20 protein-coding genes, 1 pseudogene and 1 riboswitch are annotated in these 23,971 nt (G+C 51.6%); of the genes and pseudogenes, 14 read left to right on the top strand and 7 right to left on the bottom strand.

Annotated elements, in window-relative coordinates:
- Positions 1–24: 24 nt before the first annotated feature.
- A complete protein-coding gene (modE, locus tag BEG40_RS08725; protein WP_105285244.1) occupies positions 25–813 on the bottom strand; it encodes a molybdenum-dependent transcriptional regulator in 789 nt (262 codons plus the stop codon).
- 128 nt (positions 814–941) lie between these two features.
- On the opposite strand from modE, the gene acrZ reads away from it, so the two are divergent.
- The 4 genes from acrZ to modC all read left to right on the top strand — a co-directional run bounded on the left by acrZ (position 942) and on the right by modC (position 3,781).
- Positions 942–1,091, top strand: a complete 150-nt coding sequence (gene acrZ / locus BEG40_RS08720; protein WP_000891515.1) for a multidrug efflux pump accessory protein AcrZ — start codon at positions 942–944, stop codon at positions 1,089–1,091.
- Positions 1,092–1,257: 166 nt separating this feature from the next.
- A complete protein-coding gene (gene modA / locus BEG40_RS08710; protein ID WP_000113011.1) occupies positions 1,258–2,031 on the top strand; it encodes a molybdate ABC transporter substrate-binding protein in 774 nt (257 codons plus the stop codon).
- A complete protein-coding gene (gene modB / locus BEG40_RS08705) occupies positions 2,031–2,720 on the top strand; it encodes a molybdate ABC transporter permease subunit (protein WP_000604034.1) in 690 nt (229 codons plus the stop codon). The genes modA and modB overlap by 1 nt, the downstream gene beginning before the upstream one ends.
- A gap of 2 nt (positions 2,721–2,722) precedes the next feature.
- Entirely contained in the window at positions 2,723–3,781 is a 1,059-nt protein-coding gene (gene modC / locus BEG40_RS08700; RefSeq protein ID WP_105285243.1) for a molybdenum ABC transporter ATP-binding protein ModC, read from the top strand.
- On the opposite strand, the gene ybhA is transcribed toward modC, so the two are convergent.
- Positions 3,782–4,600, bottom strand: coding sequence for a bifunctional pyridoxal phosphate/fructose-1,6-bisphosphate phosphatase (gene ybhA, locus BEG40_RS08695; protein WP_000213423.1), 819 nt, complete (start codon positions 4,598–4,600; stop codon positions 3,782–3,784).
- A 154-nt stretch (positions 4,601–4,754) separates the two neighbouring features.
- Between ybhA and pgl the strand changes: the two genes are divergently transcribed.
- The gene (gene pgl / locus BEG40_RS08690) at positions 4,755–5,750 is read left to right on the top strand and encodes a 6-phosphogluconolactonase (RefSeq protein WP_000815423.1); all 996 of its coding nucleotides are present in this window, start codon (positions 4,755–4,757) and stop codon (positions 5,748–5,750) included.
- Between the two features lie 40 nt (positions 5,751–5,790).
- Here the strand turns inward: pgl and BEG40_RS08685 are convergent, their stop codons facing one another.
- Positions 5,791–6,744 (bottom strand): LysR family transcriptional regulator, encoded by a 954-nt coding sequence (locus tag BEG40_RS08685; protein ID WP_000679976.1) that lies wholly within the window; start codon positions 6,742–6,744, stop codon positions 5,791–5,793.
- A gap of 184 nt (positions 6,745–6,928) precedes the next feature.
- Between BEG40_RS08685 and BEG40_RS08680 the strand changes: the two genes are divergently transcribed.
- The 3 genes and pseudogenes from BEG40_RS08680 (at position 6,929) to BEG40_RS08670 (ending at position 11,820) form a co-directional block, all read left to right on the top strand.
- Positions 6,929–7,981, top strand: coding sequence for a 4-oxalomesaconate tautomerase (locus BEG40_RS08680; protein WP_000723669.1), 1,053 nt, complete (start codon positions 6,929–6,931; stop codon positions 7,979–7,981).
- Positions 7,982–8,056: 75 nt separating this feature from the next.
- Positions 8,057–9,490 carry an anion permease gene (locus tag BEG40_RS08675; protein ID WP_001036486.1) on the top strand — a complete coding sequence of 478 codons (1,434 nt, stop codon included), beginning with the start codon at positions 8,057–8,059 and terminating at the stop codon, positions 9,488–9,490.
- 67 nt (positions 9,491–9,557) lie between these two features.
- A pseudogene (locus BEG40_RS08670) lies at positions 9,558–11,820 on the top strand (hydratase).
- Positions 11,821–11,960: 140 nt separating this feature from the next.
- Here the strand turns inward: BEG40_RS08670 and BEG40_RS08665 are convergent.
- The 3 genes from BEG40_RS08665 to bioA all read right to left on the bottom strand — a co-directional run bounded on the left by BEG40_RS08665 (position 11,961) and on the right by bioA (position 15,220).
- On the bottom strand, positions 11,961–13,244 hold the full coding sequence (locus BEG40_RS08665) for a putative acyl-CoA thioester hydrolase (protein ID WP_001091595.1): 1,284 nt from the start codon (positions 13,242–13,244) through the stop codon (positions 11,961–11,963).
- A 151-nt stretch (positions 13,245–13,395) separates the two neighbouring features.
- The gene (locus tag BEG40_RS08660; RefSeq protein WP_000767387.1) at positions 13,396–13,872 is read right to left on the bottom strand and encodes a kinase inhibitor; all 477 of its coding nucleotides are present in this window, start codon (positions 13,870–13,872) and stop codon (positions 13,396–13,398) included.
- A 58-nt stretch (positions 13,873–13,930) separates the two neighbouring features.
- The gene (bioA, locus tag BEG40_RS08655; protein WP_105285242.1) at positions 13,931–15,220 is read right to left on the bottom strand and encodes an adenosylmethionine--8-amino-7-oxononanoate transaminase; all 1,290 of its coding nucleotides are present in this window, start codon (positions 15,218–15,220) and stop codon (positions 13,931–13,933) included.
- Positions 15,221–15,306: 86 nt separating this feature from the next.
- On the opposite strand from bioA, the gene bioB reads away from it, so the two are divergent.
- The 5 genes from bioB (at position 15,307) to uvrB (ending at position 21,508) form a co-directional block, all read left to right on the top strand.
- Entirely contained in the window at positions 15,307–16,347 is a 1,041-nt protein-coding gene (gene bioB, locus BEG40_RS08650) for a biotin synthase BioB (RefSeq protein WP_000951213.1), read from the top strand.
- Positions 16,344–17,501 (top strand): 8-amino-7-oxononanoate synthase, encoded by a 1,158-nt coding sequence (gene bioF, locus BEG40_RS08645; protein ID WP_105285241.1) that lies wholly within the window; start codon positions 16,344–16,346, stop codon positions 17,499–17,501. Before bioB ends, bioF begins: the two co-directional genes overlap by 4 nt.
- Positions 17,485–18,240, top strand: a complete 756-nt coding sequence (gene bioC, locus BEG40_RS08640; RefSeq protein ID WP_105285240.1) for a malonyl-ACP O-methyltransferase BioC — start codon at positions 17,485–17,487, stop codon at positions 18,238–18,240. Before bioF ends, bioC begins: the two co-directional genes overlap by 17 nt.
- Complete coding sequence (gene bioD / locus BEG40_RS08635) at positions 18,233–18,913, top strand: dethiobiotin synthase (protein WP_105285239.1); 681 nt, start codon at positions 18,233–18,235, stop codon at positions 18,911–18,913. Before bioC ends, bioD begins: the two co-directional genes overlap by 8 nt.
- Before the next feature lie 573 nt (positions 18,914–19,486).
- Positions 19,487–21,508, top strand: a complete 2,022-nt coding sequence (gene uvrB, locus BEG40_RS08630) for an excinuclease ABC subunit UvrB (protein ID WP_105285238.1) — start codon at positions 19,487–19,489, stop codon at positions 21,506–21,508.
- 152 nt (positions 21,509–21,660) lie between these two features.
- On the opposite strand, the gene yvcK is transcribed toward uvrB, so the two are convergent.
- Complete coding sequence (gene yvcK, locus BEG40_RS08625) at positions 21,661–22,569, bottom strand: uridine diphosphate-N-acetylglucosamine-binding protein YvcK (protein ID WP_105285237.1); 909 nt, start codon at positions 22,567–22,569, stop codon at positions 21,661–21,663.
- 265 nt (positions 22,570–22,834) lie between these two features.
- Positions 22,835–22,979, top strand: a riboswitch (molybdenum cofactor riboswitch).
- On the opposite strand from yvcK, the gene moaA reads away from it, so the two are divergent.
- The gene (gene moaA, locus BEG40_RS08620) at positions 22,967–23,956 is read left to right on the top strand and encodes a GTP 3',8-cyclase MoaA (protein WP_010351242.1); all 990 of its coding nucleotides are present in this window, start codon (positions 22,967–22,969) and stop codon (positions 23,954–23,956) included. (Overlaps the previous riboswitch by 13 nt.)
- Positions 23,957–23,971: the final 15 nt, after the last annotated feature.

Genomic DNA, 23,971 nt, shown 5'->3' with positions numbered 1-23,971 from the left:
TTTCATAACAAATTGTCAACACGCTTAGCACAGCGTGGCGATAATCACGCTGTCGGCATTAAAGTAGGCCGTGACATTCTGCCCTTGCTCAAGAGAAGCCGCTTCATTTACCGGCACCGTGGCGCACAGGGTTTGCCCGTCGGGTAGCGCCATTAATACTTCGCACTGCTCCGCGCCGCGCTCAATATGACTAATAATGCCCGGCAATTGGTTGTCGGCGTTTTGTGCGACCGCCTCGTCCTGAGTAATACCTACCCACGGCGCTTTCAGCAGTATCAATACTTCTTTGCCTTCATCCAGACCCAGACGCGCGCCACTTTGCGCGGTAATCGCGACTTTTAATCGTGTTTTACCATCAGCCAGTAGGACATCAACATGCTGTTGAACGTCATCGTGATAGCGGGCGGTGATGGTGCCGAACCACTGGTTACGGGCGCTGGTCTGCAGTGAAAAACGTGAGATAGCTGCCAGCAGGCTGTTCAGCGGCAGGGCGTCGTCGTCACTTAATACATCAAAGGCTTTTTGCTGGATCTGCGCCAGGAGGTCATAGAGCTGAATCAGCCGCTGGCCATAGCGGGTCAGTACCGCGCCACCGCCACCTTTTCCTCCTGTAGCACGTTCAACCAGCGTATGTTCGCTTAACTGATTCATCTCGTTAATGGCATCCCAGGCGCTTTTATAGCTGATACCGGCATCTTTCGCCCCCTGGCTGATAGAACCGGAAAGGGCAATGTGTTTTAGTAGCGAAATGCGGCGTGGGTCGGCAAATAGCTTTTGTTGAAGCTTAAGGGTGAGAAGGATTTCGGCCTGCATAACAATGTCCTGGCAAAAGTCTTATTGTGACGGAAAACGAACGCCACGCAAAGCTGACCGCACAAAAGGGGAGTGCTTTTCTGTGCTTAGCAGTTAGAATAGTGACAGGACTATATCTGGAGTTGACCATGTTAGAGTTATTAAAAAGTCTGGTATTCGCCGTAATCATGGTACCTGTCGTGATGGCCATCATCCTGGGTCTGATTTACGGTCTTGGTGAAGTATTCAACATCTTTTCTGGTGTTGGTAAAAAAGACCAGCCCGGACAAAATCATTGATTCCCTGAATGCCCGCTTAGTCGGGCATTTTCTTTTTTCTCAACTTCCTGCTTTTCCTGCCGATATTTTTTCTAGCTACCTCTCAAAGGTTAACAATAACTGCTGGGAAAATTCTGAATCAGTCGTTATATTGTTGCCTACATAACGTTACATGAAGGGGTTACCAATGGCTCGTAAATGGTTGAACTTGTTTGCCGGGGCGGCGCTCTCTTTAACTCTTGCAGGCAATGCGCTGGCAGACGAAGGGAAGATTACAGTTTTTGCGGCAGCATCACTGACCAACGCAATGCAGGACATCGCTACGCAGTATAAAAAAGAGAAAGGCGTGGACGTCGTTTCTTCTTTTGCCTCGTCTTCTACCCTGGCCCGTCAGATTGAAGCGGGCGCGCCTGCGGATCTGTTTATTTCTGCCGATCAGAAATGGATGGATTATGCGGTTGATAAAAAAGCGATCGACACTGCCACGCGTCAGACATTGCTCGGCAATAGCCTGGTCGTTGTAGCACCGAAAACCAGTGCACAGAAAGATTTCACCATCGACAGCAAAACCAACTGGACTTCGCTGCTGAATGGCGGTCGCCTAGCGGTTGGCGATCCGGAACATGTCCCCGCTGGTATTTATGCGAAAGAAGCACTGCAAAAACTGGGCGCATGGGATACGCTCTCCCCGAAACTGGCTCCGGCGGAAGATGTTCGTGGGGCGCTGGCGCTGGTTGAACGCAATGAAGCACCGCTGGGCATTGTTTACGGTTCTGACGCGGTTGCCAGCAAAGGGGTTAAAGTAGTAGCCACTTTCCCGGAAGATTCGCATAAAAAAGTGGAATATCCGGTTGCCGTCGTGGAAGGGCATAACAATGCGACAGTGAAAGCATTTTACGATTATCTGAAGGGACCGCAGGCTGCGGAAATCTTTAAACGTTACGGATTTACAACTAAGTAATGATACTGACCGATCCAGAATGGCAGGCGGTTTTACTAAGCCTGAAAGTTTCTTCCCTGGCTGTGCTGTTTAGCCTGCCGTTTGGGATCTTTTTTGCCTGGTTACTGGTGCGTTGCACGTTTCCGGGCAAAGCTCTGCTCGACAGCGTGCTGCATCTACCGCTGGTGTTACCGCCAGTAGTCGTCGGCTACTTGCTGTTAGTTTCTATGGGACGGCGCGGATTTATCGGTGAACGCCTGTATGACTGGTTTGGCATTACCTTCGCCTTTAGCTGGCGCGGCGCGGTTCTCGCTGCCGCCGTCATGTCTTTTCCGCTGATGGTGCGGGCAATTCGTCTGGCGCTGGAAGGCGTTGATGTCAAACTGGAACAGGCCGCAAGAACACTCGGGGCTGGGCGCTGGCGCGTTTTCTTTACCATCACGTTACCGCTGACTTTGCCGGGAATTATTGTCGGTACGGTGCTGGCGTTCGCTCGTTCGCTCGGTGAATTTGGTGCAACCATCACCTTTGTTTCTAACATTCCTGGTGAAACGCGAACCATTCCTTCAGCCATGTATACCTTGATCCAGACTCCTGGCGGGGAAAGCGGTGCGGCGAGACTTTGCATCATCTCTATTGCGCTGGCGATGATTTCCTTGCTGATTTCAGAATGGCTGGCCAGAATCAGCCGTGAGCGGGCGGGGCGCTAATCATGCTGGAACTGAATTTTTCCCAGACGTTGGGCAACCATTGCCTGACCATTAATGAAACGCTGCCCGCCAACGGCATCACTGCTATCTTTGGCGTCTCCGGTGCCGGAAAAACCTCGCTGATTAACGCCATCAGTGGACTGACACGTCCGCAAAAAGGGCGGATTGTCCTCAATGGTCGGGTACTAAATGACGCCGAAAAAGGTATCTGTCTGACGCCAGAAAAGCGTCGCGTTGGCTATGTGTTTCAGGATGCGCGGCTGTTTCCGCATTACAAAGTGCGTGGCAATCTGCGCTACGGCATAGCGAAAAGCATGGTCGATCAGTTCGACAAGCTGGTGGCGCTTTTAGGCATTGAACCGTTACTTGAACGTTTACCGGGCAGCCTGTCCGGTGGCGAAAAACAGCGTGTGGCGATTGGTCGGGCATTGCTGACGGCGCCGGAATTGCTGTTGCTGGATGAACCACTGGCATCACTGGATATTCCGCGTAAACGCGAACTGTTGCCTTATCTGCAACGTCTGACGCGGGAAATTAACGTTCCTATGTTGTATGTCAGCCATTCTCTGGATGAGATCCTCCATCTGGCAGACAGAGTGATGGTGCTGGAAAACGGTCAGGTGAAAGCCTTTGGCGCGCTGGAAGAAGTCTGGGGTAGTAGCGTGATGAATCCGTGGCTGCCGAAAGAGCAACAAAGTAGCATTCTGAAAGTGTCGATACTGGAGCATCATCCGCATTACGCAATGACCGCGCTGGCGCTGGGCGATCAGCATTTGTGGGTCAATAAGCTGGACGAGCCGTTACAAGCTGCGCTACGTATTCGCATTCAGGCTTCCGATGTCTCGCTGGTTTTACAGCCTCCGCAGCAAACCAGCATTCGTAACGTGTTGCGCGCAAAAGTTGTTAATAGCTATGACGACAACGGTCAGGTGGAAGTCGAACTGGAAGTCGGTGGTAAAACGCTGTGGGCGCGTATTAGCCCGTGGGCCAGGGATGAACTGGCAATCAGACCTGGCCTGTGGCTGTACGCGCAAATTAAAAGTGTGTCGATAACCGCCTGATTAAATCAGGTGGCTATAAATGAACTGGGCAATGCTGTCGGTGGTGTTATCCCCAATCACAATGTTGGCGCGCGCTTTTACTGCGTCATCGGCGTTGCCCATCGCTACACCCGTTCCGGCGGCTTCCAGCATACTGATATCATTAAAGTTATCGCCAAACGCAATCACATCATCCATCGACCAGCCTTGTGCCTCAATCCATTTCGTCAGGCGTCTACCTTTGCTGTTGCCGCCGCGTGCAATATCAACTTGATCGTGCCAGGACCATTCGCACTCCAGTCCTAATTCATGTTCAACATGCTTACCAAAATGCTGCAATCGCGGCAGGTCATCGTGCGTCAGGGCGAACTTCCACACCGCCTTAACTTCTTGTGCCGTCTCGGCCAGCGAGGCAACCTGGGTAAAGGTCGGACGCTGTTCTGGCGGCAGGGTTTGCGCCCAGTTAGAAGTACGAATGACATGCCCGGTCGGGTGTTCATACACCATTGCATCATCGACATACATCAGGCCGTGAATGTGGTGTTCATTCAGCATCTCAATGAGTTGCAGGGCTTTATTAACAGGCATTGGATCGGCTTCAAGCACGGTTTTTGCATGATAATCATACAAATAGGTGCCGTTACAGCAAATAGCAGGTGTATCCAGCGCCAGCGCCTGATAAAAAGGATGAATAGCGACGTGATGGCGACCCGTGACGATAATCAATTGATAGCCAGCTTCGCGAGCGCGAGCCAGTGCTTCTATAGATGAGGGAAGCAGGGTCTTTTTCGGGGTCAATAAGGTGCCGTCTAAGTCGAGAGCAATCACGCGTGTGGTCATGGCGTTTTCCAGATTAAGGTTAAGAATTTTCGTCTAAGCGAATGGTACACCGATACCACTATCGGACAAAATTCTGCGCTTTAATTCAGCATTCACCGCCAAAAGCGACTAATTTTAGCTGTTACAGTCAGTTGCTAAATGCAAAGGAGCATTCATGAAGCAAACAGTTTATATCGCCAGCCCTGAGAGCCAGCAAATTCACGTCTGGAACCTGAATCATGAAGGCGCACTGACGCTGACGCAGGTTGTTGATGTGCCGGGGCAGGTGCAGCCGATGGTGGTCAGCCCGGACAAACGTTATCTCTACGTTGGCGTTCGCCCTGAGTTTCGCGTCCTGGCGTATCGTATCGCCCCGGACGACGGTGCTCTGACATTCGCCGCAGAGTCGGCGCTGCCGGGTAGCCCGACGCATATTTCTACCGATCACCAGGGACAGTTTGTCTTTGTAGGTTCTTACAATGCGGGTAACGTGAGCGTAACGCGACTGGAAGATGGCCTGCCAGTGGGCGTCGTCGATGTGGTCGAGGGGCTGGACGGCTGCCATTCCGCCAATATCTCACCGGATAACCGCACGCTGTGGGTTCCGGCATTAAAGCAGGATCGCATCTGCCTGTTTACGCTCAGCGATGATGGTCATCTGGTGGCGCAGGACCCGGCGGAAGTGACGACCGTTGAAGGCGCTGGGCCGCGTCATATGGTGTTCCATCCAAACGAACAATATGCGTATTGCGTCAATGAGTTAAACAGTTCAGTGGATGTCTGGGAACTGAAAGATCCGCACGGCAATATCGAATGTGTCCAGACGCTGGATATGATGCCGGAAAACTTCTCCGACACCCGGTGGGCGGCTGATATTCATATTACTCCGGATGGTCGTCATTTATACGCCTGTGACCGTACCGCCAGTCTGATTACCGTTTTCAGCGTTTCGGAAGATGGCAGCGTGTTGAGCAAAGAAGGTTTCCAGCCAACGGAAACCCAGCCGCGCGGCTTTAACGTTGATCACAGTGGCAAGTATCTGATTGCCGCCGGGCAAAAATCTCACCACATCTCAGTTTACGAAATTGTCGGCGAGCAGGGGCTACTGCATGAAAAAGGTCGCTATGCGGTCGGGCAGGGGCCGATGTGGGTGGTGGTGAACGCACACTAACCGTTGAGTTACCCGGCGCAGTATTTCCTGCGCCGGGGTATTACCCCATCTCCTGTAACGCATGTCTCTGGCGTTCGACGATATTGGTCCATAAATTGTCTTTATCATCAGTCCACAAATTAATCAGCAAAGCAAAAAAGCGTTCTGCTGCCGGAGAAAGCACGGCATCTTTGCGACGAATAATCCCCAATGTCCGGCGTATAACGGGTTCCACCAGCGGGATACCAATAATCGAAGAATAGGGCGCATGAGGCATTGCCAGGCCTGGAAGCGCCGAAATCCCCAGTCCTGCTTCCACCAGTCCTAATGACGTCGAAAGATGACGCACTTCGTAAAACCAGTCCAGCTTCCAGGGTTTGTCGGACAATTTTTGCTCAATCAGCAGTCGGTTGCCGCTGGAGGAGCGCACGCCAATCATTTTGTAACCTACCAGTTCCTGCCATTCCACTAGCTGCTTTTTGGCTAATGGGTGGTCACGCCGACAGGCCAGCACAAACGGCTCGTTGACCAGTGGCGTAAAATCGATGGATGAATTTGTGATGTTGTTCATGTTTATGCCAAAGTCCGATTCGTTGCACAGCACCGATTCCATGCAATTATTCGTGCCTTGTTCCAGAATTCGCACTTTAATATTGGGATATAGCTCATTAAATTTGCCAATTGCCAACGGCAAGAAATAAAACACGGCGGTAGGAATACACGCTAATGTCACCATACCACGATGATAAATATTCATATCGCGAATATTAAACAGTGTTTCATCGAATTTTTTTATTAATTCCCGCGCCTCAGGAAGCAACATTCTCCCCGCTTTTGTTAAAGTAACCTTGCGAGTTGTACGCTCAAAGAGTTGAATATGTAAATCCTCTTCCATCTTTTTTATTCTGCGCGTTAATGCAGGTTGCGTAATATTAAGTAATTTAGCAGCATTGTTAAATGAACTGGACTCTGCCAGCGTGACAAATGCTTTCATACTTGATAACTCATGCTTCATTATTACTCCGGAAAATGGAAGCGGTGCTTTTTAGTGATTTGCAGTTAAACCAGTTTAACTGCCTTTTAATCACTTAAATTAATGAAAAAATGTTATTAATCGTGAAGCTAAAGGCATTAGAGATGCTTTGCCCTTAATGTAACCATATCGCAATAAGTTATGTTTTTAAATTGAGGGCATTATTATGAAAAAAATACCCTGCGTGATGATGCGAGGTGGAACCTCGAGGGGCGCGTTCCTGTTAGCGGAACATTTACCTGAAGATCAAACGCAGCGCGATAAAATATTGATGGCAATTATGGGTTCCGGTAATGATCTGGAAATTGACGGTATCGGCGGCGGTAATCCGCTGACCAGTAAAGTCGCCATTATTAGCCGTTCCAGCGATTCTCGTGCTGATGTCGATTATTTGTTTGCGCAGGTAATCGTCCATGAGCAACGTGTCGATACCACACCTAACTGCGGCAATATGTTGTCTGGCGTTGGGGCATTCGCCATTGAAAATGGTTTGATTGCAGCGACATCACCGGTCACCCGCGTGCGTATCCGCAACGTCAATACAGGCACGTTCATCGAAGCCGATGTGCAAACGCCAAACGGTGTCGTCGAGTATGAGGGTAGCGCCAGAATTGATGGTGTACCAGGGACAGCCGCGCCGGTCGCGCTCACTTTCCTGAATGCTGCCGGAACAAAAACCGGAAAAGTTTTCCCGACGGATAATCAGATTGATTATTTTGACGATGTCCCGGTGACTTGTATCGATATGGCGATGCCAGTCGTTATTATTCCGGCTGAATATCTGGGAAAAACAGGCTATGAATTACCAGCGGAACTGGATGCCGACAAAGCATTATTAGCCCGCATTGAATCTATCCGTCTACAAGCGGGTAAAGCAATGGGCTTGGGCGATGTCAGTAATATGGTTATCCCTAAACCTGTACTTATTTCTCCAGCACAGAAAGGCGGGGCGATCAATGTGCGTTATTTTATGCCGCATTCTTGCCATCGCGCGCTGGCGATAACTGGTGCTATTGCCATTTCCAGTAGTTGTGCATTGGAAGGCACCGTCACCCGACAAATCGTCCCTTCTGTTGGATACGGCAATATCAATATTGAACACCCCAGTGGTGCGCTTGACGTTCATTTAAGCAATGAAGGTCAGGATGCCACGACGTTACGCGCATCTGTTATTCGGACGACCAGAAAAATATTTTCCGGTGAAGTTTATCTTCCCTGAAAAAATTCTTTGTCGTGATAAGGACAATCAATAAAGGACTTCTGTATGAGTCATACAGAAAGAACAGGATTTTAAATGAATAAGAAATCGTTATGGAAGCTAATTCTGATATTAGCGATCCCATGTATTATTGGCTTTATGCCAGCTCCGGCAGGATTAAGTGAACTGGCGTGGGTACTGTTTGGTATCTACCTGGCGGCAATTGTGGGTCTGGTTATTAAGCCATTCCCGGAACCTGTCGTACTGTTAATTGCGGTTGCCGCTTCAATGGTCGTCGTGGGTAACTTATCCGACGGTGCATTTAAAACCACCGCCGTATTAAGCGGTTACTCTTCCGGTACAACCTGGTTGGTGTTCTCGGCGTTCACCTTAAGCGCCGCGTTTGTTACCACCGGCTTAGGTAAACGTATCGCCTATCTGCTGATTGGTAAAATTGGTAGCACCACCCTGGGGCTGGGTTACGTTACCGTATTCCTCGATCTGGTACTGGCTCCGGCAACACCGTCTAACACCGCGCGTGCGGGCGGCATTGTGTTACCGATCATCAACAGCGTGGCGGTGGCTCTTGGGTCCGAACCGGAAAAAAGCCCGCGTCGTGTTGGACATTACCTGATGATGTCCATTTACATGGTCACCAAAACCACCAGCTACATGTTCTTTACCGCAATGGCGGGGAATATTCTGGCGCTGAAAATGATCAACGACATTCTGCACCTGCAAATTAGCTGGGGTGGATGGGCGCTGGCAGCCGGTTTACCGGGCATCATTATGCTGCTGGTCACTCCGCTGGTGATTTACACCATGTATCCGCCAGAAATTAAAAAGGTCGATAACAAAACCATCGCTAAAGCGGGCCTTGCCGAACTGGGACCGATGAAAATCCGTGAAAAAATGCTGCTCGGTGTCTTTGTGCTGGCGCTGCTGGGCTGGATTTTCAGCAAGTCTCTGGGGGTTGATGAATCCACTGTGGCAATCGTTGTTATGGCAACCATGCTGCTGCTGGGTATCGTTACCTGGGAAGATGTGGTTAAAAATAAAGGCGGCTGGAATACCTTAATCTGGTACGGCGGTATTATCGGTTTAAGCTCCTTATTATCAAAAGTTAAATTCTTCGAATGGTTAGCTGAAGTCTTTAAAAATAACCTGGCATTTGATGGTCATGGCAACGTTGCCTTCTTTGTCATTATTTTCCTTAGCATCATCGTGCGTTATTTCTTCGCTTCTGGTAGCGCCTATATCGTTGCTATGTTGCCGGTATTTGCCATGCTGGCGAACGTCTCCGGCGCACCGTTAATGTTAACTGCGCTGGCGCTGCTGTTCTCCAACTCTTACGGCGGCATGGTCACTCACTATGGCGGCGCGGCTGGTCCAGTTATCTTCGGTGTTGGCTATAACGACATTAAGTCCTGGTGGCTGGTCGGTGCGGTTCTGACGATATTAACCTTCCTGGTGCATATCACCCTCGGCGTGTGGTGGTGGAATATGCTGATCGGCTGGAACATGCTGTAAATACTCAAAAATATCCATTCATTATTTTTCTGCGCACTTTACGGTGCGCAGATATCTGGAGCATTTGATGATCAAGTTATCTGAAAAAGGCGTGTTTCTCGCCAGTAATAACGAAATAATTGCCGAAGAACATTTCACCGGCGAAATTAAAAAAGAAGAAGCAAAAAAAGGCACTATTGCCTGGTCTATTCTCTCTTCTCATAACACGTCCGGAAATATGGACAAACTTAAAATTAAGTTTGATTCCTTAGCCTCCCACGATATTACCTTTGTTGGTATTGTACAGACCGCTAAAGCGTCCGGCATGGAACGTTTCCCGCTGCCGTATGTGCTGACCAACTGCCATAACTCACTGTGCGCCGTCGGCGGCACCATTAACGGTGATGACCATGTTTTTGGTTTATCGGCAGCGCAGCGTTATGGCGGTATTTTTGTGCCTCCGCATATTGCGGTCATCCATCAATATATGCGTGAAATGATGGCAGGCGGCGGCAAAATGATCCTCGGTTCAGACAGCCACACCCGTTACGGTGCGTTAGGTACAATGGCGGTCGGCGAGGGCGGCGGCGAGCTGGTAAAACAACTGCTTAATGACACCTGGGATATCGACTATCCGGGCGTTGTTGCAGTGCATTTGACCGGAAAACCAGCACCCTATGTGGGGCCGCAGGATGTGGCGCTGGCAATTATCGGCGCGGTGTTCAAAAACGGCTACGTCAAAAATAAAGTGATGGAGTTCGTGGGGCCAGGTGTTGCTGCGCTCTCTACCGATTTCCGTAACAGCGTTGACGTTATGACCACTGAAACCACCTGTTTAAGTTCTGTCTGGCAAACCGATGAAGAAGTCCATAACTGGCTGGCGCTGCACGGTCGCGGCCAGGATTACTGCCAGCTTAACCCTCAACCGATGGCGTACTACGATGGGTGCATTAGCGTTGATTTAAGTGCCATCAAACCAATGATTGCGCTGCCGTTCCACCCGAGCAACGTGTATGAAATCGACACGCTGAACCAGAACCTGACCGACATTCTGCGTGAGATTGAAATCGAGTCCGAGCGCGTGGCGCACGGTAAAGCCAGACTCTCGCTGCTGGATAAAGTCGAAAATGGTCGCCTGAAAGTACAACAGGGGATTATCGCAGGCTGTTCTGGCGGTAACTATGAAAACGTTATTGCAGCGGCGAATGCACTGCGTGGTCAATCCTGTGGCAACGACACCTTCTCGCTGGCGGTTTATCCGTCATCACAGCCGGTGTTTATGGATTTAGCCAAAAAAGGCGTGGTAGCAGATTTGATTGGCGCAGGCGCAATCATCAGAACTGCGTTCTGCGGCCCATGCTTTGGGGCAGGTGATACGCCAATCAACAACGGTTTGAGTATTCGCCACACCACGCGTAACTTCCCGAATCGCGAGGGCTCTAAGCCAGCTAATGGTCAGATGTCAGCGGTTGCATTAATGGACGCCCGTTCTATCGCTGCGACTGCGGCAAACGGTGGCTATTTAACCTCTGCCAGCGAGCTGGACTGCTGGGACAACGTGCCGGAGTACGCCTTCGATGTAACGCCGTATAAAAATCGCGTCTATCAAGGCTTTGTGAAAGGGGCGACACAGCAACCGCTGATCTACGGACCGAACATTAAAGACTGGCCGGAATTGGGCGCGCTGACTGACAATATCGTCCTCAAAGTGTGCTCGAAGATCCTCGACGAAGTGACCACCACCGATGAACTAATTCCTTCCGGGGAAACCTCTTCGTATCGTTCAAATCCGATTGGTCTGGCGGAGTTTACCCTGTCACGCCGCGATCCGGGTTATGTCGGCAGAAGTAAGGCCACCGCTGAGCTGGAAAATCAGCGTCTGGCAGGAAACGTTAGTGAACTGGCAGGGGTGTTTGCGCGTATTAAACAGATTGCTGGTCAGGAACATATTGATCCGCTGCAAACTGAAATTGGCAGCATGGTCTATGCAGTTAAACCAGGTGATGGTTCTGCGCGTGAACAGGCGGCGAGCTGCCAGCGTGTGATTGGCGGTCTGGCGAATATTGCCGAGGAATACGCGACTAAACGTTACCGTTCTAATGTCATCAACTGGGGGATGTTACCCGCTGCAAATGGCAGAAGTGCCGAACTTTGAAGTGGGGGATTACATTTATATTCCTGGCATTAAAGCGGCGCTGGATAATCCAGGTACGACCTTCAAAGGTTATGTGATCCATGAAGATGCGCCGGTTACGGAAATCACGCTCTATATGGAAAATCTGACTGCGGAAGAGCGCGAGATTATCAAGGCGGGTAGTTTGATTAACTTCAATAAAAACCGTCAGATATAAAAAGCGCCATGTGAATGTAGGTCGCATCCGGCACTTATTGTCGGATGCGATGCTGGCGCATCTTATCCGACCTACAAATCACATCGACCCGTAGGCCGGATAAGGCGTTTACGCCGCATCCGGCAATGAGTTAATAGCTCTTATTTCTTTGCTTCTGCAACCACTTTGCTACCCACGCCACGGTTATTGTATTCCCACATGCGGTTGTAGTTAGTGTCATTCAGATTGCGCTGTACTTCGTCGTTATCATCAACGCTGCCGGTGTTACCCGCAAACGGACGATTAGAGATCACCGCATCGGCCCACGGTTTAGCCGTGTTAAAACCTTCGTTGATGGCGCTATCACGGATCACCACCTGACCGTTGGTATTGGCATCCACATCCAGCGAACGGCCCAGCTGCGCGACGCCATCACCGGAAGCATTGAAACGGCTGTTTACCGCGAGGAAACCGTAGTAAATGTTGGACAGCGTAGCCGGTGCAAACACATACGCTTCTTGCTGAGTACGTGAGTTCACCACGCGGAATTCGGTATTATCGAACACCACTGCACCACGGCCGGAAACGATATCCACATCCCCTTCGATGTAGCTATTAGTTACCAGAGTACGCGGCTGACGGTTGGTTTCCAGACGGTTCTGCACACCACTGTTGGTAACAAAGAAGGTATTCTGACGACCGAGAATGTTAACGTTGTTGATCTGCACTTTATCGCCGTCAGTACGCAACGCCACTGCCGGATGGTTACCCGCATCTACGCTATCGCCCAGGGTGTTTTCAATGGTCAGGTTTTGCAGTTGCAGACCATTGTTTTGTGACCAGAAGACCGCAGAACAGAGAACGCCGATGCTGTTGCTGCGTTTGCTCTGGCAGCTATCGTACATGTACCACGCTGGTTTACCTGGCATATATTTGCCGCGCGGGTTGACGTCATGACGCCAGTCGGCAGGGCTCATTCCACCATCAAGGGAAAGCCCAATCTTCACATCAATCGGTTTTTCGCCCATACCGTAGACAGTGATTCCCCCCGGAGCGGCAGGGACATAAACTGTACCTTCATACTCACCTGGCATCACGGCAATATACTGGCGCTTATTTGTACGCTTGATAATCGCCGCATCTACCGCCGCCTGAATCGTGGTATGCGTTACACCTTGAGTACCCGCCGGGCCGACAACAAAGTCAGGTTGCGCAGGCAGGGTAATCGGGGAAGGATTCCATGCTGTAGCACCTGGCGTCAGGGACGCAAAATAGTGTTGAGCATCGAAATTCTGCGCTTCTTTTGCCGACAGAATCGGGCGAGAAGACGTACCAGGTGCTACTTGATCGGAAGGACGTTGATCGGGCGGTGTTGAGCTACAGGCGGTCAGCGTCACGCCAAAAGCCAGTGCCAGCGCCAGACGGGAAACTGAAAATGTGTTCACAGGTTGCTCCGGGCTTTGAAATGGAAAAATGAATCCGTTGAAGCCTGCTTTTTTATACTAACTTTAGCGAAACGGGAAGGTAAAAAGACAAAAAGTTGTTTTTAATACCTTTAAGTGATGTCAGATGGCCTGGCACCATCTGACAGAACATTTAACTGAACATTGCGGTAATTGATGCGCTGGCGAGAGAGTGGAAATGAACGTTAAAACCGACCATCGCGCCGCTGGCACCTTCATCGACATCAATACGTTCTACATCCAGCGCGTGAACGGTAAAAATGTAGCGATGGGTTTCGCCTTTCGGCGGCGCTGCACCATCGTACCCGGTTTTACCAAAGTCGGTGCGTGTCTGGAGCACGCCATCAGGGATTGCTACCAGACCAGAGCCAAATCCTTGCGGCAATACACGGGTATCGGCAGGCAAGTTAACAACTACCCAGTGCCACCAGCCGGAGCCGGTTGGCGCATCCGGGTCGTAGCAGGTGACGACAAAACTTTTCGTTCCCGCAGGAACATCATCCCACGCCAGATGTGGCGAAATATTATCGCCATCGTAACCCATGCCGTTAAAGACATGACGATGCGGTAGCTTATCGCCATCGCGCAGATCATTACTGATGAGTTTCATTAACCCTCCTTTCTTGTTTGCAGAAAGTGTAGCCAGAAACCCTCATGCTGACTTCCCGTTATTGGCAAAAAAATGTTTCATCCAGTACGGCGTGATTTACCGCTGCGGTCAGGCGCTGCAACTGTTGCGGGCGAATAATATAGGGCGGCATCAGGTAAATCAGTTTGCCAAAAGGCCGTATCCACACACCCTGCTCGACAAAGAATTTTTGCAGTGCTGCCATATTCACCGGACGAGTGGTTTCGACCACGCCAATTGCCCCCAGCACGCGCACATCGGCAACCATTTCGGCATCACGGGCTGGTGCCAGTTGCTCGCGTAGTTGCGCTTCAATATTTGCCACCTGCTGTTGCCATTTACCGGATTCGATAATCGTCAGGCTGGCGTTCGCTGCCGCGCAGGCCAGCGGATTGCCCATAAAAGTTGGCCCGTGCATAAAGCAACCGGCTTCGCCGTTACTAATAGTTTCCGCAACCTGACGTGTGGTGAGCGTAGCGGAAAGGGTCATCGTGCCGCCGGTTAAGGCTTTACCGAGGCATAAAATGTCCGGCGCGATCCCCGCATGTTCACAGGCAAACAGTTTGCCGGTTCGACCAAATCCGGTGGCGATTTCGTCAGCAATCAGCAAGATACCTTCACGATCGCACATTTTGCGGATTCGTTTTAACCATTCCGGATGGTAGATGCGCATCCCGCCTGCGCCCTGGACAATCGGTTCAATGATCACCGCCGCGATTTCATGACGATGCGCCACCATCAGGCGGGCAAAGCCCACCATATCGCGCTCATCCCATTCGCCGTCCATGCGGCTTTGCGGAGCCGGGGCAAACAAGTTTTCTGGCAGATAGCCTTTCCACAGGTTGTGCATTGAGTTGTCCGGATCGCACACCGACATCGCGCCAAAAGTATCGCCATGATAACCATTGCGGAAGGTCAGAAAACGCTGGCGCGCTTCGCCTTTGGCCTGCCAGTACTGCAACGCCATCTTCATCGCCACTTCTACCGCCACGGAACCGGAGTCCGCGAGAAAAACGCATTCCAGTGGTTGCGGCGTCATCGCCACCAGTTTGCGGCAAAGTTCGACGGCTGGCGCATGGGTGATACCTCCAAACATCACATGCGACATGGCATCAATTTGCGACTTCATCGCTGCATTAAGCTGCGGGTGATTGTAACCGTGGATCGCCGCCCACCAGGACGACATACCGTCAACCAGGCGTCTGCCGTCAGACAAAATCAGCTCGCAACCTTCCGCGCTCGCTACCGGATAAACCGGCAGCGGGGAGGTCATGGATGTGTATGGGTGCCAGATATGGCGTTGGTCAAAGGCAAGATCGTCCGTTGTCATAATCGACTTGTAAACCAAATTGAAAAGATTTAGGTTTACGAGTCTACACCGAATTAACAACAAAAAACACGTTTTGGAGAAGCCCCATGGCTCACCGCCCACGCTGGACATTGTCGCAAGTCACAGAATTATTTGAAAAACCGTTGCTGGATCTGCTGTTTGAAGCGCAGCAGGTGCATCGTCAGCATTTCGATCCTCGTCAGGTACAGGTCAGCACTTTGCTGTCAATTAAAACCGGTGCTTGCCCGGAAGATTGCAAATACTGCCCGCAAAGCTCGCGCTATAAAACCGGGCTGGAAGCCGAACGGTTGATGGAAGTTGAACAGGTGCTGGAGTCGGCGCGCAAAGCGAAAGCGGCGGGATCGACGCGTTTTTGCATGGGCGCGGCGTGGAAGAATCCCCACGAACGCGATATGCCCTATCTCGAGCAGATGGTGCAGGGGGTAAAAGCGATGGGGCTGGAGGCGTGTATGACGCTGGGCACGTTGAGTGAATCTCAGGCGCAGCGCCTTGCGAATGCCGGGCTGGATTACTACAACCACAACCTCGACACCTCGCCGGAGTTTTACGGCAATATCATCACCACACGCACTTATCAGGAACGCCTCGATACGCTGGAAAAAGTGCGCGATGCCGGGATCAAAGTCTGCTCAGGTGGCATTGTGGGCTTAGGCGAAACGGTAAAAGATCGCGCCGGATTATTGCTGCAACTGGCAAACCTGCCGACGCCGCCGGAAAGCGTACCAATCAACATGCTGGTGAAGGTGAAAGGCACGCCGCTTGCCGATAACGACGATGTCGATGCCTTTGATTTTATTCGCACCATTGCCGTAGCGCGGATCATGATGCCGACCTCTTACGTGCGCCTTTCTGCCGGACGCGAGCAGATGAATGAACAGACTCAGGCGATGTGCTTTATGGCCGGGGCTAACTCGATTTTCTACGGTTGCAAACTGCTGACCACGCCGAATCCAGAAGAAGATAAAGACCTGCAACTGTTCCGTAAACTGGGGCTGAATCCGCAACAAACCGCCGTTCTGGCGGGCGATAACGAACAACAGCAACGTCTGGAACAGGCGCTGATGACCCCGGATACCGACGAATACTACAACGCGGCAGCCCTATGACCTGGCAGGAGAAGATTAACGCGGCGCTCGATGCGCGGCGTGCTGCCGATGCTCTGCGTCGCCGTTATCCGGTGGCACAAGGCGCCGGACGCTGGCTGGTGGCGGACGAACGCCAGTATCTGAACTTTTCCAGCAATGATTACCTCGGTTTAAGCCATCATCCGCAAATTATCCGTGCCTGGCAGCAGGGCGCGGAGCAATTTGGCGTCGGCAGCGGCGGTTCTGGTCATGTCAGCGGTTATAGCGTGGCGCATCAGGCGCTGGAAGAAGAACTGGCCGAGTGGCTGGGTTATTCGCGGGCGCTGCTGTTTATCTCCGGTTTTGCCGCTAATCAGGCCGTCATTGCCGCGATGATGGCAAAAGAAGATCGCATCGTTGCCGACCGGCTTAGCCATGCTTCCTTGCTGGAAGCTGCCAGTTTAAGTCCGGCGCAACTTCGCCGTTTTGCTCATAACGATGTCGCTCATCTGGCGCGCCTGCTAGCTTCCTCCTGTCCGGGGTTGCAACTGGTGGTGACAGAAGGCGTATTCAGTATGGACGGCGATAGTGCGCCGCTGACGGAAATCCACCGTGAGACGCAACAGCACAACGGCTGGTTGATGGTCGACGATGCACACGGTACGGGCGTTATCGGTGAACAGGGGCGCGGTAGCTGCTGGCAACAGCAGGTGAAACCAGAATTGCTGGTTGTTACTTTTGGTAAAGGATTTGGTGTCAGCGGTGCGGCGGTGCTTTGCTCTGAAACTGTGGCGGATTATCTGCTGCAATTTGCCTGTCATCTTATCTACAGCACCAGTATGCCGCCCGCTCAGGCGCAGGCATTACGTGCGTCGCTGGCGGTCATTCGCAGCTATGAGGGTGATGCACGGCGCGAAAAACTGGCGGCACTCATTACGCGTTTTCGTGCCGGAGTGCAGGGTTTGCCGTTTACTCTTGCGGATTCACGTAGCGCCATTCAGCCATTAATCATCGGTGATAACGCTCGTGCATTACGCCTGGCAGAAAAACTGCGCCAGCAAGGTTGCTGGGTAACAGCGATTCGCCCACCAACCGTACCCGTCGGCACCGCGCGTCTACGCTTAACGCTAACCGCAGCGCATGAAACGCAGGATATCGACCGTTTGCTGGAGGTGCTGCATGGCAACGGTCAATAAACAAGCCATTGCGGCGGCATTTGGTCGGGCTGCCTCACAATATGAGCAACACGCAGAGTTACAGCGCCACAGTGCCGACGTCTTACTGGCAATGCTCCCGCAACGCAAATACGCCCGTGTGCTGGACGCTGGCTGTGGACCTGGCTGGATGAGCCGCCACTGGCGCGAGCGCAGCGAGCAGGTGATGGCGTTAGATCTCTCGCCGCCAATGCTTGCGCAAGCCCGCCAGAAAGATGCTGCAGATCATTATCTGGCGGGAGATATCGAATCCCTGCCGTTAGCGACTGCGACGTTCGATCTTGCATGGAGCAATCTCGCGGTGCAGTGGTGCGGTAATTTATCCACGGCATTAGGTGAACTTTGCCGCGTAGTACGCCCCGGCGGCGTAGTGGCGTTTACTACGCTGGCGCAGGGTTCGTTACCCGAACTGCATCAGGCGTGGCAAGCAGTAGACGAACGCCCCCATGTCAATCGCTTTTTACCGTCAGCAGATATTGAACAGGCGCTAAAAGGTTTTCGTTATCAACATAATATGCAGCCTGTCACGCTGTGGTTTGATGATGCGCTCAGTGCCATGCGTTCGCTGAAAGGCATTGGCGCAACGCATCTTCACGCAGGGCGCGATCAGCGAGTATTAACCCGTTCACAGTTACAACAACTGCAACTGGCCTGGCCGCAACAGCAGGGGCGATATCCCCTGACGTATTATCTTTTTTTGGGAGTAATTGCTCGTGAGTAAACGCTATTTTGTCACCGGAACGGACACCGAAGTGGGTAAAACCGTTGCCAGTTGCGCACTGTTGCAGGCCGCGAAGGCCGCAGGTTACCGAACGGCAGGCTACAAACCCGTTGCCTCCGGTAGCGAAATGACTGCAGAAGGTTTACGCAACAGCGATGCACTGGCGTTACAGCGCAACAGCAGCCTGCAGCTGGATTACGCCACGGTGAATCCATACACCTTCGAAGAGGCGACCTCGCCGCATATCATCAGCGCGCAAGAGGGCAGGCCAATTGACCCATTGGTGATGAGCGCCGGATTACGTGCGCTGGAACACCAGGCTGAGTGGGTGTTAGTGGAAGGCGCGGGCGGCTGGTTTACACCGCTTTCGGATTCGTTCATGTTTGCAGAGTGGGTAACGCAGGAACAACTGCCGGTGATTCTGGTCGTTGGGGTAAAACTGGGCTGCATCAATCATGCAATGCTGACGGCACAGGCAGTACAGCAGGCAGGGCTAACACTCGCAGGCTGGGTGGCGAACGATGTCACGCCGCAAGGTAAACGCCACAGTGAATATATGGCTACGCTCACCCGAATGATCCCCGCGCCGCTGCTGGGGGAAATCCCCTGGCTCCAGGAAAATCCAGAAAGTGCGCTAACCGGAAAATATATAAATCTCACATCACTGAAGTAGCAAAAAAATTGGTTGAATTGCGAGCGAGATCGCGTCTTCGCTCGCCCGTAATTTAACCAATAAAATGCTAAAAAAATCGCGAAAAAAATTTTACCCCCGCATTATACGATTAGTATGGGAATTGCCCAGGCGGCTGGACATAGGGGCTGCAGGCAGTTATCCACTATTCCTGTGGATAACCATGTGTATTAGAGTTAGAAAACGTAAGGTAAGCGAGAGAATACGCGGCTTGCACGCAAATTGGCGCTAAAGACGGCTTAAATAAATATTTGTTATTTTTCAATCTGTTATATAAATGCAATGGCTGTCAGGAAAGTGTCATCTCCTGCAATAAATCCGTCATCAGCCATCTTGACAAATGTTAAAAAAGCCATTGCTCTGGGGATAACCCTGCAGACCAGAGTTTTATCTCGTCACAGCGTTAATTTTGCCTACGGTTTAGACCTTAGTTTACGGCGTAACAGAAATGTTGTGGTGTGAGACTGTTTTTTTATCCAGTATAATTTATTGGCATTATTAATCATGACGAGTAAAATTACACACCTGCCCGCCCATTCCTTCAGGTAGTAACTCATGAGTAAACCATTCAAACTGAATTCCGCGTTCAAACCTTCTGGCGATCAGCCGGAGGCGATTCGACGCCTCAACGAGGGGCTGGAGGATGGCCTCGCGCATCAGACTCTGCTCGGCGTGACGGGGTCGGGAAAAACCTTCACTATTGCTAATGTCATCGCTGACCTGCAACGCCCAACCATGGTGCTGGCGCCCAACAAAACGCTGGCAGCGCAACTATATGGTGAGATGAAAGAGTTCTTCCCGGAAAACGCGGTGGAGTATTTCGTCTCCTATTACGATTACTATCAGCCAGAAGCCTATGTTCCGAGTTCAGATACGTTTATTGAGAAAGATGCCTCAGTAAACGAACATATCGAACAGATGCGACTTTCAGCAACCAAAGCGTTGCTGGAGCGACGAGATGTTATTGTCGTAGCGTCAGTTTCCGCTATTTATGGTCTGGGCGATCCTGATTTATATCTCAAAATGATGCTGCACCTCACGGTCGGTATGATTATCGATCAACGGGCTATCCTGCGTCGTCTGGCGGAGTTGCAATACACCCGCAACGACCAGGCATTCCAGCGCGGCACTTTCCGCGTGCGTGGTGAGGTGATCGACATCTTCCCGGCAGAGTCCGACGACGTTGCGCTACGTGTAGAATTGTTCGACGAAGAAGTGGAGCGTCTCTCGCTTTTCGACCCACTGACCGGGCAGATTATCTCGACCATTGCGCGTTATACCATCTACCCGAAAACGCACTATGTTACGCCGCGCGAGCGCATTGTGCAGGCGATGGAAGAGATTAAAGAAGAACTGGCGGATCGGCGCAAAGTACTGCTGGCAAATAACAAGTTGCTGGAAGAGCAGCGGCTGACCCAGCGTACCCAGTTTGATCTGGAGATGATGAATGAGCTGGGCTACTGTTCGGGCATTGAAAACTATTCGCGCTTCCTCTCCGGGCGCGGGCCTGGCGAGCCACCGCCGACGCTGTTTGATTATCTGCCTGCCGATGGGCTGCTGGTGGTTGATGAATCACACGTCACCATTCCGCAGATTGGCGGTATGTATCGCGGCGACCGGGCGCGTAAAGAAACGCTGGTGGAGTACGGTTTCCGCCTGCCATCTGCGCTGGATAACCGTCCACTGAAATTTGAAGAGTTCGAAGCTTTAGCCCCGCAAACCATCTATGTTTCTGCGACGCCGGGTAATTACGAGCTGGAAAAATCAGGCGGCGACGTGGTGGATCAGGTGGTGCGTCCAACCGGATTGCTTGATCCGATTATCGAAGTGCGTCCGGTAGCGACCCAGGTCGATGATCTTCTTTCGGAGATTCGTCAGCGAGCGGCAATTAACGAACGCGTTCTGGTCACAACACTGACCAAGCGGATGGCGGAAGATCTCACGGAATATCTCGAAGAACACGGCGAGCGCGTGCGTTATCTTCACTCCGACATTGATACCGTTGAGCGTATGGAAATCATCCGCGACTTGCGTCTGGGCGAGTTTGACGTACTGGTTGGCATCAACTTACTGCGCGAAGGTCTGGATATGCCGGAAGTTTCGCTGGTGGCAATCCTCGACGCCGACAAAGAGGGCTTCCTGCGTTCTGAACGTTCCTTAATTCAGACCATCGGGCGTGCGGCGCGTAACGTCAACGGCAAAGCGATTCTCTACGGCGATAAGATAACCCCGTCAATGGCGAAAGCGATTGGCGAAACCGAACGTCGCCGCGAGAAACAGCAGAAGTACAACGAAGAGCATGGCATTACACCGCAAGGGCTGAACAAGAAAGTGGTCGATATCCTGGCGCTGGGGCAGAACATTGCTAAAACCAAAGCCAAGGGCAGAGGGAAAGCGCGCGCGATTGTTGAGCCGGATAATGTGCCGATGGATATGTCGCCAAAAGCGTTGCAGCAGAAAATCCATGAACTGGAAGGGCAGATGATGAAACACGCGCAAAACCTGGAGTTCGAAGAGGCGGCGCAAATTCGCGATCAGTTGCATCAGTTGCGTGAGCTGTTTATTGCCGCGTCGTGACGAGATGAGAAAGCCGGAATGTTCTTCCGGCTCAGATTAACTATGAAGTCAAAAAAGTGCTCGAACGATCCCCTCGCCCCTTTGGGGAGAGGGTTAGGGTGAGGGGAACAGGCCGCATTGCTCCAGAAGCCTGGTCAGCAATCTCAGCCACGTTAACCCAACGCCTGTAACGCCTTTTCCAGTGCGTTATGTAACAACTGGCGGTCATGACGATAGGGGATATCGCTGGCCTCCAGTACGTCCTGAATCACTATTCTGTCGGTGACCGCAGAAACATCCACTTTCGGCCCAACGACTACGGCATCAATAACCTTCTTGCCGACATACTGCTCCATAATCGCCAGCTTATTTTCCAGCTTCAGATTCGCCGCTGGTAGGCTAAGTTCACGTCCCAGATTGCCGATATAGACCATCGGTGCTGGTGTGCGGCGTAATGCCTGCGCCATTTCCTTAAGCAGCAGGATCGGCATCAGGCTGGTATAAAAACTGCCTGGCCCGATAAGAATCAGATCTGTTTCATTGATAGCATGTACCGCTTCACGCGTGGCAGGCACATTAGGGGTTAACAGTAATTCCTGAATCGGCGTGGTTAACTGGTCAATATTCACCTCGCCGTAAACTTCATGCCCCTGATCGTCAATCGCCATCAGATCAACGGGATGCTCTGACATTGGAATCAAATGCGCATCCACTTTCAGCAGATTACGAATCAAATTGATGGCTTCCAGAGGCCGTACGCTAAGGTGATCCAGCGCCTTTAACATCAGGTTTCCAAGGTTATGCCCGGAAAGTTCGCCATTACCGCCAAAACGGTATTCAAACATTGCGGAAGCGACGCTGGGTTCCGTAATCAACTGATTAAGGCAGTTGCGCATATCGCCCCAGGCAATACCGCCTTCTGAGCGGCGAATACGCCCTGTTGAACCACCATTATCGGTGGTGGTCACAATTCCCGTTAAACGAGAACCCAAAGACGAAAGTGAGGAGAGAACGCGTCCCAGTCCATGCCCTCCGCCGAGAGCAACGACACGATCAAGGTCAGCCAGCGTACGATTGCGCATATAAATTCCTGAAGTCAGATTATCCGCGCTACAGTAGCGCAACTGACAGGGAAACAGCAATTAACCTGCCAATATTGAGGATATAAATAATTGTTTTCTACCTCTAAAGGACGATATACGCACTGCATTGCTGATGATGTACATCAAAGTAAAACCGTCATTTTCCCTTATTCTGTAGTGAAATAGCACGATCATGACGCTATATATATGATTACATAGCGAAAAGTGTGAATGGTAAAAATCTCATTTACACGCTAGTATCGGCATAACCACTAAACACTCTAGCCTCTGCACCTGGGTCAACTGATACGGTGCTTTGGCCGTGACAATGCTCATAAAGATTGCCACCAGGGCGAAGGAAGAAATGACTTCGCCTCCCGTATCTGGAAAGGTGTACATGGCTTCACAACTGACTGATGCATTTGCGCGTAAGTTTTACTACTTGCGCCTGTCGATTACCGATGTGTGTAACTTTCGTTGCACCTACTGCCTGCCGGATGGCTACAAGCCGAGCGGCGTCACTAATAAAGGCTTCCTGACCGTCGATGAAATTCGTCGGGTTACGCGCGCCTTCGCCAGTCTGGGCACCGAAAAAGTGCGTCTGACAGGCGGCGAGCCGTCTTTACGTCGCGACTTTACCGATATCATCGCCGCTGTGCGGGAAAACGACGCTATTCGCCAGATTGCGGTTACTACCAATGGTTACCGTCTGGAACGCGATGTCGCGAACTGGCGCGATGCAGGCCTGACGGGCATTAACGTCAGCGTTGATAGCCTCGACGCCCGTCAGTTTCACGCCATTACCGGGCAGGATAAATTCAACCAGGTAATGGCAGGCATCGATGCCGCATTTGAAGCCGGGTTTGAGAAGGTCAAAGTCAATACCGTGCTGATGCGGGATGTCAATCATCATCAACTCGACACCTTTCTGAACTGGATCCAGCATCGCCCCATTCAGCTGCGTTTTATCGAACTAATGGAAACGGGCGAGGGCAGCGAACTCTTCCGTAAGCACCATATCTCTGGTCAGGTTCTGCGTGACGAGCTGCTGCGTCGTGGCTGGCTCCATCAGCTTCGTCAACGCAGCGACGGCCCCGCGCAAGTTTTTTGTCATCCGGATTACGCCGGAGAGATCGGCCTTATCATGCCGTATGAAAAAGACTTCTGCGCCACCTGCAACCGCCTGCGCGTCTCCTCCATTGGTAAACTCCATCTTTGCCTGTTTGGTGAGGGCGGCGTTAATCTGCGCGATCTGCTGGAAGACGATACCCAGCAACAGGCGCTGGAAGCGCGTATTTCGGCGGCGCTGCGGGAGAAAAAACAGACCCATTTTCTGCATCAAAACAACACCGGTATTACGCAAAACTTATCGTACATTGGCGGTTAAAACGTCAAAAGGAGA

Origin of the sequence: Escherichia sp. MOD1-EC5495, from assembly GCF_002965965.1 — a bacterium.
Taxonomy (GTDB): domain Bacteria; phylum Pseudomonadota; class Gammaproteobacteria; order Enterobacterales; family Enterobacteriaceae; genus Escherichia; species Escherichia ruysiae.
The sequence above is the reverse complement of the archived record's forward strand: the minus strand, read 5'-3'. Positions and strand labels throughout refer to the sequence as shown.

Excerpts from the sequence above, each read along its gene's own strand:
- modE (WP_105285244.1), bottom strand. The coding sequence starts at position 813 with ATGCAGGCCGAAATCCTTCTCACCCTTAAGCTTCAACAAAAGCTATTT.
- acrZ (WP_000891515.1), top strand. The coding sequence starts at position 942 with ATGTTAGAGTTATTAAAAAGTCTGGTATTCGCCGTAATCATGGTACCT.
- modA (WP_000113011.1), top strand. The coding sequence starts at position 1,258 with ATGGCTCGTAAATGGTTGAACTTGTTTGCCGGGGCGGCGCTCTCTTTA.
- modB (WP_000604034.1), top strand. The coding sequence starts at position 2,031 with ATGATACTGACCGATCCAGAATGGCAGGCGGTTTTACTAAGCCTGAAA.
- modC (WP_105285243.1), top strand. The coding sequence starts at position 2,723 with ATGCTGGAACTGAATTTTTCCCAGACGTTGGGCAACCATTGCCTGACC.
- ybhA (WP_000213423.1), bottom strand. The coding sequence starts at position 4,600 with ATGACCACACGCGTGATTGCTCTCGACTTAGACGGCACCTTATTGACC.
- pgl (WP_000815423.1), top strand. The coding sequence starts at position 4,755 with ATGAAGCAAACAGTTTATATCGCCAGCCCTGAGAGCCAGCAAATTCAC.
- BEG40_RS08685 (WP_000679976.1), bottom strand. The coding sequence starts at position 6,744 with ATGAAGCATGAGTTATCAAGTATGAAAGCATTTGTCACGCTGGCAGAG.
- BEG40_RS08680 (WP_000723669.1), top strand. The coding sequence starts at position 6,929 with ATGAAAAAAATACCCTGCGTGATGATGCGAGGTGGAACCTCGAGGGGC.
- BEG40_RS08675 (WP_001036486.1), top strand. The coding sequence starts at position 8,057 with ATGAATAAGAAATCGTTATGGAAGCTAATTCTGATATTAGCGATCCCA.
- BEG40_RS08660 (WP_000767387.1), bottom strand. The coding sequence starts at position 13,872 with ATGAAACTCATCAGTAATGATCTGCGCGATGGCGATAAGCTACCGCAT.
- bioA (WP_105285242.1), bottom strand. The coding sequence starts at position 15,220 with ATGACAACGGACGATCTTGCCTTTGACCAACGCCATATCTGGCACCCA.
- bioB (WP_000951213.1), top strand. The coding sequence starts at position 15,307 with ATGGCTCACCGCCCACGCTGGACATTGTCGCAAGTCACAGAATTATTT.
- bioF (WP_105285241.1), top strand. The coding sequence starts at position 16,344 with ATGACCTGGCAGGAGAAGATTAACGCGGCGCTCGATGCGCGGCGTGCT.
- bioC (WP_105285240.1), top strand. The coding sequence starts at position 17,485 with ATGGCAACGGTCAATAAACAAGCCATTGCGGCGGCATTTGGTCGGGCT.
- uvrB (WP_105285238.1), top strand. The coding sequence starts at position 19,487 with ATGAGTAAACCATTCAAACTGAATTCCGCGTTCAAACCTTCTGGCGAT.
- yvcK (WP_105285237.1), bottom strand. The coding sequence starts at position 22,569 with ATGCGCAATCGTACGCTGGCTGACCTTGATCGTGTCGTTGCTCTCGGC.
- moaA (WP_010351242.1), top strand. The coding sequence starts at position 22,967 with ATGGCTTCACAACTGACTGATGCATTTGCGCGTAAGTTTTACTACTTG.